The 22131-nt window shown below is 70.4% G+C and carries 1 protein-coding gene (only partly in view); it reads left to right on the forward strand.

What is annotated here, in order from left to right; genetic code table 11:
• Positions 1–22131, forward strand: partial view of a putative nucleotidyltransferase substrate binding domain-containing protein gene (locus JJ691_RS02645; protein WP_211767200.1) — the 5' portion only. It continues 5835 nt past the right edge of the window; only the first 22131 of its 27966 coding nucleotides appear in the window; the start codon lies at positions 1–3; its stop codon lies off the right edge, out of view.

Consider the following 22131-nt stretch of genomic DNA (forward strand, 5'->3'; position numbering starts at 1 on the left):
ATGAGTCTGGAGATGCCCTCCGAGCTTGACTGGTTGTTCAAGATCGTTGCCGGTCAGGCGTGGCCCAAGGGCGACGAGGACAAGCTGCGCGCGCTCGGCCGCGCGTGGACCGAGTTCTCGAACTCCATCCAGGAGATCTCCGGCGAGTTCGAGCCGCTGTTCAATCTGGTCACCGGCAATCTGAGCGGCCAGCCGGCCGAGGCGTTCGCGCAGTTCGTCACCCAGATGCACAAGCAGCTGCCGGCCCTGGTCGACGCCGGCAAGCAGATCACCCAGCTGTCCAACAAGACCGCGCAGCAGACCGAGTACTCCAAGTACATGATCATCGGCCAGCTGGTGCTGCTGGCCGCCGAGCTGGCCTGGGCCGCCGCCAACGCGTTCTGGACCTTCGGCGCGAGCGAGGCCCTGGTGCCCGGCTTCATCGCCGCCACCCGGCTGACCGTGACGATGATCCTGCGGCGGCTGGCGATGGCCATCCTGATGGGCGTCGTCTCCCAGGTGGCGCTGGACGTCGCCATCCAGACCATCCAGGCCATCAAGGCCAAGCTCAACGGCGACGACTTCTCGTGGAACTGGGCCAACACCGGCAGTGCCGCCGAGATGGGCGCGATCGGCGGCGCACTCGGCGGCGGCATCGGCATGGGCCTCAACAAGTTCAAGACCACCGGCTTCGGCGACAAGTTCATCGGCCAGCTGATCACCGGCGGCGCCACCGGCCTCGGCATGACCGAGATCAGCAACCTGATGAACGGCGACGACGCCAACCTCGGCTACGGCCTCACCTCGGGTCTGGCCGGCGCCCTCGGCGGCGGTGGCCGTCGCGGCCACGGCGGCGGTTCGCCGCACATGGGCGACATCCACGTCGGCGACGTCAACACCCCCAAGTTCGACACCGGCGACTTCAACAAGCCCAACACCTCCAGCGACTTCACCCCGCCGGACACCCACTCCGAGGACTTCAACTCCGGCAACGGCAACGGCAACCACTCCGGCCTGGAGGGCCTGGAGGGCCCGCCCCCCAACGTCGGCGGCAACAACTTCCTCAACACCGGCGGCGGCAACAGCAACTCGCACGACTCCGAGGGCGCCCCGCCGCCCGCGTCGTCGTCCGGTTCGCAGAACGTGCCGCCCCCGGCGGAGAACTCCGGCTCCCAGAACAACTCCGGCGCGCCGAACAACGTGCCGCCGCCCGTCGAGAGCAGTGGTTCGCAGGGCACACCGCCGCCCGTGCAGCAGCACCAGGAGGCGGCCCCGCCGCCGCCCGTGCAGCAAGGCCAGGACGCCCCGCCGCCGCAGGCCCCGTCGCGTGGCGGCCAGGGCAACAGCTCCTCGACGCCGCCGCCTTCCCGTGGCAGCAACACGCCGCCGGCGCAGCAGTCGGCGCCGCCGCGCGGGCAGGGTTCGCAGACCCCGCCCCAGTCGCACGAGGCCCCGCCGCAGACCCACGAGCAGCCGCCGGTGCAGCAGAGCACCGAGACGTCCGCGCCGCCGCCCGTGCAGCACACCCAGACGCCGCCCCCCGAGCAGGCCGCGCCCCCGGTGCAGCACCAGACCCCGCCCGTGGAGCACTCGGCCCCGCCTGTGCAGCACGCGGCACCCCCGGTGCAGCATTCCGCTCCGCCGGTGCAGCATTCGGCGCCGCCTGTGCAGCATTCCGCTCCGCCGGTCCAGCACGAGGCCCCGCCGGTGCAGCAGTCGGCTCCGCCCGTGCAGCACTCCACCCCGCCGGCAGAACACGCCGCGCCGCCGGCCGAGCACCAGAACACGCCGGTCGAGCAGCACCAGACCCCGCCGCTGGCGCAGCAGCACCACGACGACTCGACGGTGCAACAGCACAGCTCGGACACCAACACCGGCAACCTCGGCGGCATGCGGACCGCCAACACCACCACCAGTTCCGACACCGGTGGCGGTCCGGTCCGCGCTCCGCAGGAGCAGCCGCACACCCAGCAGCCGCAGCAGTCCGCGCCGCCGCCGATGATGGGCGGCCAGCACGACGGCCCCGTCACCGACAACCGCGGCAACAACACCAACACCGGTGGCGAACGCGGCGTCGGCAACACGCCTCCGCCGAGCCGCGGCACCACCAACAGCCCGACGCAGCCGTCCGCCACCCCGCCCCCGCGCGGCTCGGACCGGCCGGTCACCGTCGACCACACCCCCAAGACCGACGCTCCGAAGATCAGCACCGAGAGCAACCTGCCCAAGGACAGCGCTCCCACCACCACGCACGACAACACCACCACCCACGAGCCGGTCACCCAGCACGAGCCGCAGGTCCAGCAGCCGCTCACCCAGCAGGCCCCGCCCACTCCGCACGAGCCGCCGGCCCAGCACACCCCACCGGCCGAGCACACCCCGGTCGTCGACAACACACCGGTCGCCAACCACACGCCGCCGGTCGAGAACGCTCCGGTGGTCAACCACGCCCCGCCGGTCGACCACACCCCGGCCGCGCCGACGCCGCACGAGACGTCGACCACCCAGCCCGTGCCGCACAACGAGACGCCGATCCCGCACGAAACCGAGACGCCGCAACAGAATCCGGTCGTGCCGCCGCCGATGGGCGTTGGCGGCGACCACCACGGCGCGCCGTCGAACAACACCCGCAGCACGCCGGAGCGGGAGACGGCGTCGCCGACGCCGAACCGCTCGCAGCCGTCGGACAACCGGCCGAACACCCGCGGCAACGACAAGACGGACACGGGCCCGAAGGGTCGCAGCGACCAGAACCGGACGGTGCCGCCGCCGCGGCCGAAGACGGAAAGCGTCGATCTGCACAACGAGCCGAACCCGGTGACGTCCAGGCCGGCGCCGGTGTTCGACCGCGAGGGCGACGGCAACCCGCCGGCCACCCACACCCCGGCCGCCCAGACCCCGGCCACCCACACCCCGGCCGCCCAGACCCCGGCCCCGCACGCGCCGTCCACCAGCCACGAACCGTCCACCAGCCACGACCAACCGGCGCACGACAACAACACCGGCCACCACGACGACGGCCCGCCGGCGCCGCCGCACATCACCCCCAAGCTGGCCGAGCGGACCATGCCGGAGGACATGTACACCCCCGGCGAGCGCAAGATGGTCGACCAGATGGCCGACGGTTTCGCCGACAAGGCCGGCAAGTGGGGCGACGCCGCCGGCATCGACCTGGCCAAGCACCTGGCCGACCGGCTGGGCGACGAGGGGTCGAAGGACCTGGCCGCCAAGATGGCGCACAAGGACATCGACCCGGAGATCCGCAAGCAGTACGCCGACGAGTTGGGCAAGCGCCTGGTGGCCCAGCACCTGGCGGACGTGCACCAGACCGCGGAGGACCTGGCCACCCGGATGAAGGCCACCTCCGACACGGCGAAGGCCCTGGCGGGCGGCAACAGCAAGCTCGACGGCCCGACCGCGCGGGCGGTTTCCGACCATGTGGTGAATTCGGCCGACCGGGTCGTGGCCGAGGCCGTGAAACAGGCCGTCCGGATGGTGGGCGCGCCGGACCACCCGTGGTCGGTGGTCGCGGTCGGCAGCTACGGCCGCAAGGAACTCGGCCCGGCCAGCGACCTCGATTTCTCGGTCGTCGGCGACGTGCCTCCCGGCTCGCGGGAGCACGCCCACCTTCAGTTGATCAAGGACACCACTTCTGATCTGCTGAACCTGGGCCGTGAGCACCTGATGGCCGATCCGAACGAGCGGTCTCCGCACGGCAAGTCGCTGTTCGAGGCGGACACGCTGTGGCTGGACACCCACGCCGACGCGCGTCCCGGGCCAGTTGCGAACACCAGTCGGCGGATGCCGGGTGACGCGCCGAACTCCGGCGTGGTCTACGACTCCCGGCCGATTCACGTCGACGGTGTGCCCAATGTGGACAACTCGCACGGCACGCCGGTGCACGACCAGATGAAAAACGCCATCGGCACCGTGGACCGGAACGACCGGGAGAACGTGCGCGACGGTCTGCGGGACAACCTGCACGACTTCCGCAAGCCGGTGGACTGGACCAAGGATGTCAACGTCAAGGACCGGTTCCAGCGGGCGCTGACGCTGGGCACCCGGGGACTGGCGGTGGATTCGGGGATCACCCACCACACCAACACGATCGATCGTGTGAACGCGTTGGAGCACCAGGGCACGTTGCCGCCGGCCCTGGCCAAGGATGTGCGCGACGCCATGGACAAGGTGTCGGCCTTGCGGCAGCGCATGCACAGCGCGTACGGCGGTGAGAAGGACACCTTCCGGGTGCCGCCGCCGAAGGGCCGGTTCTCGTTCGGCAAGAGCCCCAACGACGAGTCGAAGATCGAGAACAACACCTATGTGCTGAGCCACGGCGAAGCCGCCGACATACAGAAGGTCCACGACACCACGCAGCGGTACATGGACTTCCTGAACCAGCACGTCCGCACGGAGCTGCCGCCGGAGAGCCGATCCGCGCCCGCGATCGACCACACCCCGCATGACAGCAATACCACGCTGCACGGCAACACCAACGAAACGCCGCACACCAGCAGCACCCCGCATGACAGCAACACCAACGACGCGCCGCGCACCGGCGACACGACGCACGGCGGCAACACCTCGCCGCACAGCAACACCAACGACGCGTCCCACACCAACGACTCGACCCAGCACAGCGACCCCGCGCCGCACACCGGCGACACCCTCCACACCGGCGACGGTGAGTCCAGCACCCACACCCCGCCGGCCACCCACTCCGGCCCGCGCAAGCCCGACCACCTGTCCGAGCAGGAGTGGAACAAGCAGTACAACGAGGGTCGTGATCGTGCTCCACATCGGACGGTCAATTTGGACGATCCCGATGTGAAGCGGAACGTGCCGCGCACCCACGGCGACGGCCGCCCGGCCGAGCTGAGTCGGGTCGACGGCAAGATCCACTACGACGTGCGGCGGATGGAGGTGGAGCCGGGCCGCTGGGTGCAGGAGCACACGGTCAAGTTCCACATCGACAAGGGTCCGGGCGTCAACGACACCCACATCGAGAACTTCAAGCAGCGCGTGCAGGATGGCGTCGACAAGGCGTTCAACAACCAGCACAAGCTGCCGAACTCGGGCGACGAGCTGCACGTGCGCGTGGAGTTCCACGACGACCCCAAGGGCGCGCACGAGACCATCCGGGTCGACCACGACGGACCGGTCAACCAGCACCGCTTCCCGCTCAACGCCACCGATCGCGAGTTCGCCCACGAGGTCGGCCACTACGTCGGCCTGCCGGACCGCTACAACGACAAGGCCCCGAGCCCCGACAACTCGAACCGGATCGCCGGCAAGGACGACAACGTCCGGGTTCTCAACAGTGACGACGGCCGTCGGGCCAAGAGCCTTGACGGTGGTCGGCACGATCTGCGCAACCGGATCGACGATGGCAAGAGCCCGATGGGTGACGGCCTGGCGAACCCGAATTCCCGTTACCAGCCCAAGGACATCAAGGGCATCGAGGACGTCGCGCACGATCACGCGGCGTTGCCGGACACCTCGCACGACATGTTCACCGGCAAGCAGCCGGTGCCGGATGGCTTGCACCACAAGGAGAACACGCCGCCGCGCACCGAGGAGCCCACGCCGCACGCCGCAGAGCCCACGCCGCACAGCCCGGCCCCGGGCTCGGGTGTCGGCCGCTCCTTCGCCAGCCACCTGAACGACCACCTGGGCACCGAGCACTCGAGCCGCGACGTCTGGAAGCGGACGGCCGACGAAGTCCGCAACGACCCGGAGCGCTACCTGCCGGGCGCGAACCAGAAGTCCCGCGACGACGTCGCCAACCGCATCGAGTCCGGCAACCACTGGGACTCCCAGCACATCGACGTGGCCAACAAGGCGGCCAAGAACGCCTTCGGCGCGCACGACTTCGAGGGCCACCCGGTCGGCGGCGGCAAGCCGCACGAGAGCGGCCCGGCCACCCGCGAGGACCGGCACGGCCTGTTCGACTCGATCAAGAACGCCTTCAACCCGCCGGAGCACATCGACCTCGGCGGCGGCCACACCTTCAACTCGCACCGCGTCGGCGGCTTCCACAAGCTGGACGACCACAACGTCTTCATCAGCTCGCACCTGATCGACGGCAAGGACCCGCGCGACGCCGCGATCGTCTACGACCAGGTCAAGCAGTATCTGGGCAACGACGGGCTGACGCTGCACCGTGGCATCTCGGCCTGGCACCCGACCTGGCACCAGGTCGAGGGCGGCGAGATCCCGCCGCTGGGCAGCGGCGAGCACCCGGACTTCAGCACCCGCGACACCAAGTACGTGCCGTTCACCGCCGACCACAACGTGGCGATGGGCGCGGCCATGGGCCACAAGGGCATGGGCGAGGGCGACGACCGCCGTTTCGTGCCCGGCTACGACCCGAACAACCCGGCGCACCCGGTCGGCATGGTGGTGACCAAGAAGGTCTCCGCCAACAACGGCGACGAGATCGCGTTCATCAACTCCGGCGAGACCCAGCTCGGCGGCCCGATCCACGACTACGACGCCAAGCACTTCCACATGGGCACGCCGGCGCACGCGGTCTTCGGCGGCAAGGACGACGGCAGCACGCTGGGCTCGTTCATGCCGGGCAAGCCGTCCGACCAGGAGATCCAGACCTACAAGAACGAGCACGGCGGCCTGCGCAACGACCCGAACGCGCCGGGCTCACGGCCGGCCCCGTGGTGGGACAAGATCAAGAACGCGGTGGCCGGCCCGGAGACGGTCCAGCTCGACCTGGAGCACAACACCCTCGACGCGCACGACGTGGGCGGCTTCTACAAGCTCAACGACCACGACGTCTACATCAGCAAGGACCTGCTCGAGCAGAACGCCGACCACCGGGACCAGGAGATCGTCTTCAAGCAGGTGGACGACTACCTGAAGGGTGGCCTCAAGCTGTACCGGGGCATCTCTTCCTGGCACCCGACCTGGAGCCAGGTGGAACGGGGCGAGATCCCGTCGCTGGGCAACGGCGAGCGGCCGGACTTCAGCACCCGGGACACCCGGTTCGTGCCGTTCAGCGCCGACCGGACCGTCGCCGCGGCCGCCGCTATGGGCCACAAGGGCATGGGCGAGGGCGACGACCGCCGTTTTGTGCCCGGCTACGACCCGAGGGACAACAACCACCCGGTCGGCATGGTGCTGACCAAGACCGTGTCCGCGCACGACGGCGACTCGGTCGCGTTCATCAACCCGACCGAGACCCAGGTCGGCGGCCCTGTGCGGCACGACGGCGCCGAGGTGTTCCACATGGACACCCCGATGTCGCAGGTCTTCGGCGACCCGAGGATGAACACCCGGCTCGGCGACGACATGCCGCCGAAGCCGTCGCAGCAGGAGATCGACGACTACATCCACGAGCACGGCGGCCTGCGCAACGACCCGAACCCGGTGACGTCCCGGCCGGCGCCGGTGTTCGACCGCGAGGGCGACGGCAACCCGCCGGCCCAGCACACCCCGGCCCAGCACACCCCGGCCCCGGCCCAGCACACCCCGGCCCCGGCCCAGCACACGCCGGCCACCAGCCACGACGGCTCGGCCAGCCACGTCCCGCTGACTCACCAGCCGACCGAGCACGGCCCGTCCACCAGCCACGACCCGTCCACGAGCCACGACCAGAACACGCACGACAACACCGGCCAGCACCACGACGGCCCGCCGCCGGCGGCCCCGCCCATCACCCGCCCGCTGGCCGAGCGGACGATGCCCGAGGGCATGTACACCGACGGCCAGCGGCGTCTGGTCGACCAGATGACCAACAGCTTCGCCGACAAGGCCGGCAAGTGGGGCGACGCCGCCGGCATCGACCTGGCCAAGCACCTGGCCGACAAGGTGGGCGACGAGGGGTCGAAGGACCTGGCCGCCAAGATGGCGCACCCGGGCATCGACGAGGGCGTCCGCCAGCAGTACGCCAGCGAGCTGGGCAAGCGCCTGGTCTCGCACCACCTGGCGGACGTGCACCAGACGGCCGAGGACCTCGCCACCCGGATGAAGTTCACTTCCGACACGGCGAAGACCATGGCGCACGGCAACACCAAGCTCGATGGCCCTACCGCGCGGGCGGTCTCCGACCACGTGGTGAACTCGGCCGACCGGGTCGTGGCTGAGGCCGTGAAGCAGGCAGTGAAGATGGTCGGCGCGCCGGACCACCCATGGTCGGTGGTCGCGGTCGGCAGCTACGGGCGTCGGGAACTGGGCCCGGCCAGCGACCTGGACTTCGCCATCGTCGGCGACGTGCCGCCGGGCTCGCGGGAGCACGCGCACCTGGAACTGCTCAAGGACACCACCTCAGATCTGCTGAACCTGGGCCGTGAGCACCTGATGTCCGACCCGAACGAGCGGTCCCCGCACGGCAAGTCGTTGTTCGAGGCGGACCCGCTGTGGCTGGACACGCAGGCCGACGCGCGCCCCGAGCAGGTCGCGAACACCAGCCGCCGGATGCCCGGCGACACGCCGAAGGCCGGTGTGGTCTATGACTCCCGGCCGGTGCACGTCGATGGTGTGCCCAATGTGGACAACTCGCACGGCACGCCGGTGCATGACCGGATGAAAAACGCCGTTGGCAACGTGGACCGGAATGACCGGGAGAACGTGCGCGAGGGCCTGCGGGACAACCTGCACGACTTCCGCAAGCCGGTGGACTGGACCAGGAGCGTCAACGTCAAGCAGCAGTTCCAGCGGGCGCTGACGCTGGGCACCCGGGCGCTGGCGGTGGATTCCGGCATCACCCACCACACCAACACGATCGACCGGGTGACCGCCCTTGAGCACCAGGGGACGCTGCCGCCGGCCCTGGCCAGGGACGTGCGCGACGCCATGGACAAGGTGTCGGCGCTGCGGCAGCGCATGCACAGCGCGTACGGCGGTGAGAAGGACACCTTCACCATGCCGCCGCCGAAGCCGCGGTTCTCCTTCGGCAAGAGCCCCAACGACACGTCGAAGATCGAGAACAACACGTATGTGCTGAGCCACGGTGAGGCCGCGGACATACAGAAGGTCCACGACACCACGCAGCGGTACATGGACTTCCTGAACACCCACGCGCGGACCCAGCTGCCGCCGGAGAGCCGCTCCGCGCCGGCGATCGACCACACCGGCGACACCCCGCACGACAGCAACACCGTGTCGCACAACAACACCAACGACACGACCCACCACAGCGACACCACGCCGCACACCGGCGACGGCGAGCCCAGCACGCACACTCCGCCGGCCACGCACACGGGCCCGCGCAAGCCCGAGGGCATGACCCAGCGGGAGTGGAACAAGCAGTACAACGAGGGCCGTGATATCGCTCCACATCGGACGGTCAATTTGGACGATCCAGATGTGAAGCGGAACGTGCCGCGCACCCACGACGATGGCCGCCCGGCGCAGCTGAGCCACGTCAACGGCAAGATCCACTACGACGTGCGGCGGATGGAGGTGGAGCCGGGCCGCTGGGTGCAGGAGCACACGGTCAAGCTGCACCTGGCCAAGGGACCGAACGTCGACCACACGCAGATCGAGGCCCTGAAGCAGCGCGTGCAGGACGGCGTGGACAAGGCGTTCAACAACCAGCACAAGCTGCCGAACTCGGGCGACGAGCTGCACGTCCGGGTGGAGTTCCACGACGACCCGCGGCAGGCCCACGAGTCGATCCACGTCAACCAGGACGGTGCGGTCAACCAGCACCGGTGGCCGCTCAACGCCACCGATCGCGAGTTCGCCCACGAGGTCGGCCACTTCCTCGGCCTGCCGGACCGCTACAACGATCGGGCGGCCACCCCCGACAACCCGAACCGGATCGCCGGCAAGGACGACAACGTCCGGGTTCTCAACAGTGACGACGGCCGTCGGGCTAAGAGCCTCGATGGTGGTCGGCACGATCTGCGCAACCGGATCGATGACGGCAAGAGCCCGATGGGTGACGGCCTGGCCAACCCGAATTCCCGTTACCAGCCCAAGGACATCAAGGGTATCGAGGACGTCGCGCACGATCACGCGGCGTTGCCGGACACCTCGCACGACATGTTCACCGGCGAGCGGGATGTGCCGGAAGGCCTGCACCAGAAGGACAACCCGCCGCCGAAGATCGCCGACGACACCGTCCACATCGGACCGAAGCCGGGGCAGGGTGTGGCGAAGTCGTTCGCCAGCATGCTCAACCACCACCTCGGTGAGGCCCACGACAGCCGCAACGTCTGGCAGCGCACGGCCGACGAGATCCGCAACGACCCGGAGCGCTACCTGCCGGGCGCGAACGAGAAGGCCCGCAGCGACTTCGCGGACCGGATCGAGTCCGGCGACCGCTGGCTGCCGGAGCACGTGGCCGCGGCCAACAAGGCCGCGCCGCACGCCTTCCACACCGACAACTTCGACGGCCACCCGCTTGAGCACCACGCGCACCGCGGCGACGACCAGCCGCACCCGCACCAGCCCGAGCAGATCGAGTCCCGGCCGGCGAAGCTGTCGGAGACGACCATGCCGGAGGACATGTACACCGGCGGCGAGCGCAAGCTGGTCGACCGGATCACCGACGACTTCGCCAACAACGTCGGCAAGTACCACGACCCGGCCTCGGTCGACCTGGCCCGGCACCTGGCCGAGCGGATGGACGACCAGCACGCCAAGGACCTGGCCCAGAAGCTGGGCCGCGACGACCTGACCACGGCGGAGCGCCACCAGACCGCCGGTGAGCTGGGCAACCGGCTGGTCGTCGCCCACCTGCACGACGTGCTGAACAGCGCCGAGGACCTGGCCAACCGGATGGAGGCGGCGTCGGCCAGCGCCCGCCGGGCGGTGGAGACGAACACCGGGCTGGACCACGACATCTCCCGGGCCACCTCGGACCTCGTGCTGGCCTCGGCCGACAACATCGTCGGCGAGGCGGCCAAGACGGCCGCCAAGATGATCGGCGAGCCGGACCACCCGTGGTCGGTCGTGGCTGTCGGCAGCTACGGCCGCCGCGAGCTCGGCCCGGCCAGCGACCTGGACTTCGCCATCGTCGGCGACGTCCAGCCGGGTTCCCGCGAGCACCAGCACCTCCAGTTGATGCAGAGCCTCACCGAGGACATGCTCAACCTCGGCCGGGAGCGCTACATCAGCAAGCTGCCGCGCTCGACCGGCGACGAGAAGGTGCTGTTCGAGGCGGACACCCTGTGGCTGCCGATCCACCAGGACGCGCGGCCGGACGCGGTGGCCACCCGGAGCATGAACCAGCCCAGCGGCGCCCCGAACTTCGGTGTCATCTACGACTCCCGGGTGGTGCCGGTCGACGGCATGAACCACGCCGACCGCACCGGCCACACGCCGGCGTTCGACGCCATGAAGACGGCCTACGCCAACGTGCCGGACAACGTGCGCCACGAGGTGCGGGACAGCCTGGCCGAGCGGGCCAACACCCGGCCGCGCGAGATGCCCGCCGGCCCGGCCAACATCAAGGACCAGTTCCTGCGCTCGCTGACCATGGGCACGCGCTGGCTGGCCGTGCACTCCGGCATCACCGAGCACTCCAACACGATCGACCGCGTCAACGAGTTGGAGCGGCGCGGCGTGGTCCCGAGCGACCTGGCCCACGACGTCCGGAACGCGATGAACGACGTCACCGCGATCCGGCAGCGCATGCACGGCAAGTTCGGCGTGGAGAACGACAACTACCGGCTGCCGCCGGCGCAGTCGAAGTGGAATCCCATCCGGACCAACCACGAGTCCCGGGTGGACGGCGACACCTACGTGCTGAGCTCGCACGAGGCCAACCAGCTGCGCCAGGCCCACGACACCGTGCAGCGCTACCAGCAGCACATGCGGGACCATCTCAACCAGCAGCAGGACGAGGGCCGGGCGGCGCCGGTGTTCGACCGGAACGCCGACGAGCCCACGTACCGCGTGCCGGGCGCCTTCGACGACGAACCCGTTGGCGGGCACCACGTCGAGGAGGAAGCCCCGCCGGCTCCGCCGAAGCAACCACATCAGTCCACTTTGGACGGTGGGTTGGTCGAGTCGATCCTGCGCAGCTCGGCGATGCAGCACGCGCCGGTCGAGCACGCGTCGCCGTTCGGCAGCCACGAGGCCGTGAACACCACCACTGACGCCGTGGTGCACCACATCGAGCAGAACCCGCAGCAGCACGAGTACGAGGGTCTCGACCACCAGAGCCTGTCGCGCTGGGCGGCGGACCACGTCGACCAGCGGACGCTGGAGAAGTTCGCCCCCGACCTGGAGCCGCGCCAGCAGGGGCTCACCGACGAGGCCAAGCTGGAGCAGTGGCGCTCGAACCTCGCCGACGACCTCGCGACACCGTCGGCGCGGCGGTGGCAGACCGTCCGCGGCATGATGGACGGCCCGGACCTGACCAGCGGCGACCACGACATCGTCGACCACATCACGAGGTCCGTCGTCGACCACGGTGCCATGCCGACGTCGGCCGACCTGGTCGGCAAGGGCGTGCAGACGCCGTCGTGGCACAACTCGCGCGTCGGACAGCACCTGCCCGACGCCGTGGCCAACGCGATGGGTGCGCACGTCGTCGTCGACCACAACGGCGTGCAGACCCACCACGGCCCGGAAACCGGGCCACAGGTGGAGATCCAGTCCCACGACGGCCGCTACTCCGCGCTCGGCGAGCAGACTCCCAAGGAGATCCTCGACGGCATGCAGGCCTGGCTGAGCGGCCGGAACACCGACCAGGTCAGCCACCACGTCGAGGACGTCAGCTACGGCAACGACCGGTCGACGTACGACCACGCGCGGCAGACGCAGATCCTCAAGCGGGCGGCCAACCACCCGGACGGCCCGTCCGGCTACACGAAGGTGCTGCAGGACCGGGCCGCGAACCTCCAGCACCGGATCAGCGAGGCGAAGTCCAAGGGCACCTGGAAGCCCAAGGCGCTGCGCAACGCCGCCGACGAGGCCGCCGAGACCCAGCGCAAGACGCAGATCGCGGGGCTGGAAGGCCGCCTCCGGACCACCAACCAGGAGCTGGCCCACCTGGCCGCCAACCAGGGCCAGGCCAACATGATGCACGCCGTCGACCACTACGTGGCCGGGCCCAACGCCGACGGGCTCCGCAAGCTCGGCTACCCCGCGCTCCGCCAGCTCGACGAGCACCTTGGCCGGCAGGTCGAGCTCGCCGAGAGGGCCGGCTTCGACCCTTCGGACCTGCGCAAGCTGCACGAGCGGGTGCAGAACGAGCCGACGGTGCGCCGGGCGTGGGGCCAGGTCGCCCTCCAGGGCGTCGACGGGCTGAAGGCCGCGCTGGACAAGGCCAAGCAGTCGGTGGAGGACTACCGGCTGGGCTTCGAGGAGCGTGAGTCCCTCAGCCACCGCCTGACCCACATGTTCGAGCCGGCCGAGGACCTCGCCCCGCACCGCGCGGCCGAGGCCGAGGCCAAGGCGGTGGTGAAGGAGATCGAGCACGCGCTGTCGCTGGCCGAGCACGACGACTACCGCGACCGCTTCGCCGACGCCTCCCGCATGGGGGACCGGATCCAGCGGCTCGACCGCCTCAGCCAGCGGCTGAAGGAGGGCCAGCAGCGCCGCGCGGAGCGCGAGGAGAGGATGCACGAGGAGCGGCTGCGCCGCTTCGCGGAGGAGCGGGCGCGCCTGGAGGCCCAGGAGCCCGAGCTCCGCCCGCACGACGTCGACGAGCGCCCGGTGCTCACCGAGGACGAGGACCACGCGGCGTTCAAGGCCTCGCTGCACGGCATGAGCGCCGACCAACTGCGGGCGCAGGCCGAGCACTGGCGCGGCAACCAGGAGCGGACCGACGAGATCGCTCGGATGAGCCGCTATCAGGAGGACGGCCTCGAACAGCACCTGAGCGACCTCACGCGGGACGTCGACGAGACGCGCAAGCAGGTCGACGACCTGCGGCAGACCACGGACGTGGTGCCGGACGCGTCGACGAGCGGCCGCGCGCAGGCGCAGCACCGGGAGGAGCAGGAGCGGCTCGCACAGCACGAGCGCGAGCTGACCGCCGAGCTGAAGCGGCTGGAGTCCGAGCGCACCGACGCCCTCACCGCGTACGCGCTGCGTCAGCCGGCCGACCCGAAGGCGCCCGGCTGGGGCAAGATGTCGCGCGACGACCTCATCACCGTCGAGGACCACCTCAACAACCTGATGCACGACGCGCGGCTGGGCGGGCACCCGACCGAGCGCCTGTACGGGGTGTACAACCAGGTGCGGGAGCTGGGGATCAGCGGTTCGGCCCCCGAGCACTCGCTGTTCGACGGTGCGGCCAACGATACGGGCCACCACGAGTCGGGGCCGTTCATGCGGCCGGAATCGTTGCCGCACAACGGAACTCCGGGCGTTGACCACCTGATGCCCGGCAGCATCGGCGCGGTCCACGAGGAGCGGTCGCTGCGGTCGTTCGAGGCGTCGCTGTACGGCCTCGACCACAGGTCGCTGAGCGATCTGCGGCAGACGTACGCCGACGACCCGGAGCGGTCGGCCGCGGTCCAGCGGATGATCGACCTCGACCGGCAGTCCGCCCGGCCCGAGGTCCTCGACAACCAGGTGCGGGCCGTGGAGCGGGGGCTCGCCGACGCGAAGGCCCTCCGTGACGGTCACGCGAACCCGGGGCCGACGGCCAACCGCTGGGTGCAGCAGCACGAGGAGCGCCTCGCCGAGGTCCGCAACGACCGTGCCACGGCGATCACCATGCAGGCGCTGCGGCACCCGGCCGACCCGACCGCGCCGGTGTGGCGGGACCTGAGCGACGACGATCTCAAGACCGTGCACGACCACGTCCAGCAGCAGATCGAGCACGCGCAGCAGGGCGGGCACCCGACCGAGCACCTGCAGAAGTTCGTGGACTTCACCGGGCAGATGCGCGGTGAGCGGGGCTACGACGACCTGCATCCGGCGCACGACGCGGAGCCGACGCCGGCGCCCGAGCCGAAGCCGCAGCCGTTCATGCGGCCGGGACCGTCGACGCGGGCCGACGGCCAGGACATGAACATGGTGGTGCCCGGTGGTTTCGCCCCGGTGCACGAGGGCACGCCGATCCGGTCGTTCGAGGCGTCCCTGCACGGCCTCGACCGCGACTCGCTGAACGACATGCGGCAGATGCACGCCAACGATCCCGAGCGGTTGGCCGCGGTCCAGCGGATGATCGACATCTCACGGGTCGCGGGCAGCCCCGACCTGTTCGAGCGGCGGGTGCGGGCCGCCGAGGAGAGCCTCGCCGACGCGAAGGCCCGCCGCGACCAGAACGCGGCGCCGAGCCGGCTGCCCGACGCGTTCAGGTCCAAGGCGAGCCGGGAACAGCAGGAGGCCCAGCGGCGGGCGGACGACCGCCAGGTGCAGAACCTGGAGAACCGCCTGGCCCAGCTGCGCAGCGACCGCGACGCGGCGATCACCATGCACGCGCTGCGTCAGGAGGACGACCCGACCGGCTACGGCTGGCGCGGCTACAGCGACGCCGATCTCGCGACCGTGCACCACAACGTGCGGGAGCAGATCGAGCCGGCCCGGCAGGGCGGGCACTCGACCGAGCACCTCCAGAAGTTCGTGGACTTCACCGAGCAACTGGGGCGTGACCGGGGCATCGACGACCTGAGCGCCCTGCACGACAACACCGGCCACCACGAGCCGGGTCAGCACGAACCGGGCCACGAGCCGGCCCCCGCGCGACACGTCGAGCAGAGGCCGCAGCCGTTCATGCGGTCCGAGCAGCCGACACGGTCCGCCGCGCCGGACATGGACATGGTGGTGCCCGGCGGGTTCGGCCCGGTGCACGAGGGCACGCCGATCCGGTCGTTCGAGGCGTCGCTGTACGGCCTCGACACCAAGACGCTGACCGACATGCGGCAGACGTACGAGCGTGATCCGGAGCGGTCGGCCGCGATCCAGAAGATGATCGAGGCCTCGCAGCACGCCGCCCGGCCGGACATCGTCGACCAGCGGGTGCGGGGCGTCGAGAACCGGCTGGCCGAGGCGACGGCCCAGCGCGACCGGCGGAACGTGACGGACCTGTTCCGGACCGGCGAGCAGGCCAACCGCCGGCAGGCGGCCGACCGTGACGTGCAGCGCCTGGAGAATCGCCTGGCCCAGCTCCGCGAGGAGCGCGACACGGCGATCACCCTGCACGCGATGCGGCAGGAGGACGACCCGACCGCGCACATCTGGCGGGGCTACAGCGACCACGATCTCCAGACCGTGCACGACCGGGTCCAGGAGCAGATCGAGCACGCGCGCCAGGGCGGGCACCCGACCGAGCACCTGCAGAAGTTCGTCGACTTCACCCAGCGGTTGCGGGATTCCCGGGCCGACGAGCATCGGTCCGAGGGGCGGCCGGGCCCGTGGTGGGAGCGGGCGACCAACGCGCTGTCCTCGCTCACCGGCCCGCCGACGTTCGACCTGGACCTGGGCAACGGCCACCACGTCGACGCGCACGACGTCGGCGGCTTCTACAAGGTCAAGGACCGCGACATCTTCATCAGCTCGCACCTGCTCGACGACCGGGTGAGCGAGGCCGAACAGCGCCAGGTGCTCGAGCAGGTCCACCAGTACATGACCACCGGGCTGACGCTGCACCGCGGCATCGCCGCCTTCCACCAGACCTGGCACGCGGTGGAGAACGGCGAGATCCCGCCGCGGGGCACCGAGAACCGGCCGACCTTCGATACCGACCAGTCCCGGTTCGTGCCGTTCAGCGAGAGCTTCGACATCGCGGCGGGCGTCGCCGTCGGCAACAGCAACATGGGGCCGGGAGACCAGCGGCAGTTCATCCACGGCTACGACCCGAGCGACCCGAACCAGCCGGTCGGCAAGGTGCTGACCAAGACCGTGTCGTTCGCCAACGGCGACGCCATCGCCTTCATGAACCCGGGCGAGACGATGATCGGCGGCCCGGTCCGCGACTACGAGACGACGACCTTCCGGATGAACACGCCGGCGAGCGCGGCGCTGGGCCCGGACGTGCACGGGCCGCTGAGCGCGATCGTGCCGCGGCGACCGACGCCGGAGGAAGTCGACGCGTACATCAACCAGTACGGCGCGCTGCGACACGATCCCGACCACCCGCAGACGCTGCCGGAGCGCAACGCCCCGCAGTTCGAGCACACCACCGAGGTGCCGGCCCCGCACACCGAGACCCCGCCGCCGGCAACGCACTCCGGTCCGCGCAAGCCCGGCCACCTGTCCGGGCAGGAGTGGCACAGGCAGTACAACGAGGGCCGCGACCGTGCTCCACATCGGACGGTCCGGCTCGACGACCCGGATGTGATCCGCAAGGTTCCGCGCACGCACGACGACGGTCGGCCCGCGGACCTGAGCAAGGTCGACGGCAAGATCCACTACGACGTGCGGCGGATGGAGGTGGAGCCGGGCCGCTGGGTGCAGGAGCACACGGTCAAGCTGCACCTGGACAAGGGCCCCGGTGTCGACCAGTCCCATCTGGACGCGCTGAAGCAGCGCATCCAGGACGGCGTGGACAAGGCGTTCAACAACCAGCACAAGCTGCCCAACTCGGGCGACGAGCTGCACGTCCGGGTCGAGTTCCACGACGACCCCGCGGCGGCGCACGAGTCGATCAAGGTCAACCACAGCGGTGCGGTGAACCAACACCGGTTCCCGCTGGACGCGACCGACCGCGAGTACGCGCACGAGATCGGCCACTACCTCGGTCTTCCCGACCGCTACAACGACACGGCGCGCAGCGAGGGCAACCCGAACCGGATCGCCGGCAAGGACGACAACGTCCGGGTTCTCAACAGTGACGACGGCCGTCGGGCGAAGAGCCTCGACGGTGGTCGGCACGATCTGCGCAACCGGATCGACGACGGCAAGAGCCCGATGGGTGACGGCCTCGCCAACCCGAATTCCCGTTACCAGCCAAGGGACATCAAGGGCATCGAGGACGTCGCGCACGACCACGCGGCCGTCCCCGACACCACGCACGGCATGTTCAGCGGCGAACACGAGGTGCCGCGGGGCCTGCACGCCGAGCCGCTGCCGGCCGAGCCGCAGATCCAGCGCCACCTGTACACCGGCTCCGGCGTCGGCCGGTCCTTCGCCAGCCGGGTGAACGAGCACCTGGGTGCCGAGCACCAGAGCCGGGACGTCTGGAAGCAGGTCGCGGACGAGGTGCGCAACGACCCGGAGCGCTACCTGCCCGGTGTCGACCAGCGCACCCGTGACGACATCGCGAACCGGATCGAGTCCGGCAACCACTGGGACGCCCGGCACGTCGAGGTCGCCAACAAGGCGGTCCCGCACGCGTTCCACACCGAGAACTTCGACGAGCACCCGGTCGGCTCGGGCCAGCACCAGGACCACGGCCCGGCCACCCACGAGGACCGCCGGGGCTTCTTCGACAAGATCAAGAACGCCTTCGCGCCCGAACCGGAGCCGGAGCACATCGACCTCGGCAACGGCCACACGTTCGACGCGCACCGGGTCGGCGGCTTCCACAAGCTGGTCGGCCAGGACGTGTTCATCAGCTCGGAACTGGTCGACGGCCGGAATCCGGGGGACGCGGCGCTGGTCCACGAGCAGGTGCACCAGTACCTGACCAACGGGATCACGCTGCACCGGGGCATCGCGGCGTGGCACCCGACCTGGCACCACGTGCTGGGCGGCGAGATCCCGCCGCTTGGCACCCGGGAGCACCCGGACTTCAGCACCTGGGACACCCGGTACGTGCCGTTCACCGCGGACCGCAACACCGCGGTCGGCGCGGCGATGTCCCAGCGCGGCATGCACGGCACCGCCGACGACCGCCGCTTCGTGCACGGTTACGACCCGACCGACCCGGCCCACCCGGTCGGCATGGTGCTGAGCAAGCGGGTGACCCAGGGCGACGGCCACGCCATCGCGTTCATCAACTCCTCCGAGACGCAACTCGGCGGCCCGCTGCACGACTTCGACGCCGCGACCCTGCACATGGGCACGCCGCTGTCGCACGTCTTCGGCGGCGAGGACGACGGCCACACCCTGGCCGACCACATGCCGGCGCGGCCGAATCAGCAGCAGGTCGCCGACTACGTCGCCGAGCACGGCGCCTTGCGGCACGACCCGAACGAGCCGGGCTGGCAGCGGCCGGCCCCCTCGTGGCTGAACAAGGCGATCGGCGCGGTCACCGGCCAGCAGACGCCGCCGCCACTGGTGGAGCACACCGCGAACGGGGTGACGCTGCACCTCGGCCCGCACGACCTGCCGGCGCACGAGGTCGGCAACTTCTACAAGCTCAACGAGCACGAGGCCTTCATCAGCAAGGACCTGTTCCGCGACGACGCCGACCCGCAGGACCGGGCCGACATCTTCGGCCAGGTCGACCAGTACCTGACCAACGGACTGCGGCTGCAGCGCGGCATCCCAGCCTGGCACCCGACCTGGCACACGGTCGAGGAGGGCGTGATCCCGCCGCTGGGCATGGAGGACCACCCGAACTTCGACACCCGCGAGAGCCGGTTCGTGCCGTTCACGACCGAGCGCAACATCGCCGGCGGCGCCGCGATCAGCAAGACCGGCATGGGCGAGGGCGACGACATCAAGTTCGTGCCCGGCTACGACCCGGCCGACAACCACTTCCCGGTCGGCATGATCCTGCACAAGACCGTCTCGGCGGACAACGGCGACGCGGTCGCGTTTCTGGTGCCAGGCGAGACCCAGGTCGGCGGCCCGATCCAGAACTACGGGGCCGAGCGGATCACCATGGACACGCCGCTGTCGCGCGTGTACGACGACCCGGCGCTGACCGACCGGCTCGGCGACAGCATGCCGGCCAAACCGACGCAGGGGCAGATCGACGACTACGTCCGCGAGCACGGCGGCCTGCGCAACGACCAGTCCACCGTGACGACGTCCCGGCCCGCGCCGGTGTTCGACCGCCACGGCATCGTCGGCGAGTCCGAGGCCGGCCCGTCCAACCACCGCAACGCCCTGCGGCTGGACGAGCAGGACCACCACAACGACACCACCCAGGACCACCCCCGGCAGCCGCTCCAGCGACCGCAGCGCGCGCCGCGGCTGCCGGCCTTCGAGCCGCTGGACGCGATCCGGGAGCACGACGAGCCCGAGCCGTACGACCACACCCAGCTGTCGAGCTACGTGCACGACGGCGACTCGCTGGGCCTCGGCAAGCTCATCGACGGCGACCGGCTGGCCCACCAGACCCAGCAGGCGGTGCTGGAGCAGCTGCCGCACACCGTCGGGGAGCGGGCAGGAGCCCAGGGCCTGGACGCCATCCACCACGTGGTGACGCAGGACTTCGACTCGCTGCACGGCGACGGCCGCAAGTTCGAGATCCGGGTCGGCGACAAGGTGTACGAGGCGACGGTGAAGGCCCGCACGGACCTCACCGACGCCCAGCACACCACCGAGGAGAACCGGGGCCTCGAACGTTCCGGCGGCACCGACCGGTCCACCTCGGAGAGCACGACCAAGACCAAGCAGCACGACCTGGCCATGGGCGTCAGCGCCGGCAACGGCATCGGCGGCGGCAACGTGTTCGGCTCGATCCTGCACGCCGCCCCGAGCGTGACGCTGGAGTCCGGCCACGGCGCCGGCCACTCGGTGTCGATCAGCCACACCGGCTCGGATGTGGTGCAGGGCAAGGCAACGCTGGAAATCTCGGTCACGGACAAGCACGGCGTCAACACCAACCCGGCCGGCAGCGTGAGCTTCGAGCACGAGGCCACGCTGGCGTTCCCGCACGAGACCAACACGCCCTCGCACGACACGACGCCGCGGCCGGTGCGGCTGGACGGGCTCGGCGTGTTCGGGGCCGAGTCGGTGCACGGCATCGGCGAGGCCTTCGACAAGGTCGCGGCCGACCTGCACCCGAAGATCACCGAGATCGGCTCGCCGGGCCGCAAGGTGCTGCAGCAGTTCGTCAGCGCCGGCAACGTCAAGGACAACCTGCCGGCGATGGCCAAGGACTGGATCTACTCGCCCGATCTGATCAGCTCGGACGGCAGCCGGATCGGCGCGGTCCGGATGCGGATCGAGCCGGCCGACGCCGCGCTGGAGAGCAGCGCCGGCGGCTACAAGATCGGCTCCACGCTGAGCGGCTCCGGCGGCCCCGGCCGGTCGAACACCTCGACCACCGGCGGCGAGCTGTGGCTGGGCGGCAGCGCGGCCGGCATCGCCGACCCGACGCACAGCATCGCCGCCGGCGCCAGCCTGACCACGGCGTTCAGCAAGACCGACAGCCTCGGCACCAAGGTCGGCGACGCCGCGAAGTGGCAGTCGGTGCTGGAGTCCGAGGGCGTCAGCGGCCTGTACAAGATGGGTTTCCGGCTGCACATGCAGGTGATCGGGCACAACCCGGTGACCGTGCACGACGCCTCGGCGCACGTCCGGATGTCCGGCCTGGAGGCGCACAACGCCGGCCTGGTCGTGCCGAACGGCGCGCACGGCCAGTTCGAGCCGACGCCCCAGGCCCAGCACGCCCCGAGCTACCTGGCCAGCGGCAAGTCCCTCGGCCTGGCCAAGGTGTTCCACCTGTCCGGCGGCGACGAGGTGCGCGAGCGGGTCGAGGACACGTTGCGGAACAACGAGGAGCTCAAGGATCTGGCCCCGGACTTCGGCGGCGACAAGTTGACGGGGGCCTCGCGCGGCGACACCGCGCTGGCCGCGGCCAACCGGCGCGAGCTGGACACCAAGCTGTCCGACGAGCACCTCAAGGCCAACATGAACAGCATGCTCGGCGACGGCATGAAGATCCGGCTGAAGAAGCCGGGCCTGTTCTTCAACCGCTACGTCACCGTCACGGTCAAGGCCCGCCTGACCGACATGCAGCACCTCGGCAAGGCCCCGGACCACGCTGTCAGCGGGTCCGGCGCGACGTCGACGAAGCTGGGCGTCTCCGGCACGTCCAAGAAGGGCGTGACGGTCTACGCGGACGGCCGGGTCACCACGCCGTTCGACGGCGGCCACGTCAAGGGCGCGCCGACGGCCTCGATCGGCGCGCAGTACGGCTACCAGCGCTCGCACTCCACCGAGGCCGGCCCGTCGACCGGGCACAAGCTGTCCACCGGCGGCAGCGAGGACGTGCACGGCTTCAAGGCCAAGGTGCACTACGAGGTCACCGTCAACGACCACAGCCGCGTGCGGTCGTGGATCCGCCGGATCACCCCCGGCACGCCCGGCCAGCACGTGCCCGAAGTGCACAACAACCCGCACGTGGCCCGGCCCGGCGGCCTCAGCCGGCCGCCGCGCGGCGAGGTCACG

The organism is Kutzneria sp. CA-103260, from assembly GCF_018263855.1.
GTDB lineage: Bacteria > Actinomycetota > Actinomycetes > Mycobacteriales > Pseudonocardiaceae > Kutzneria.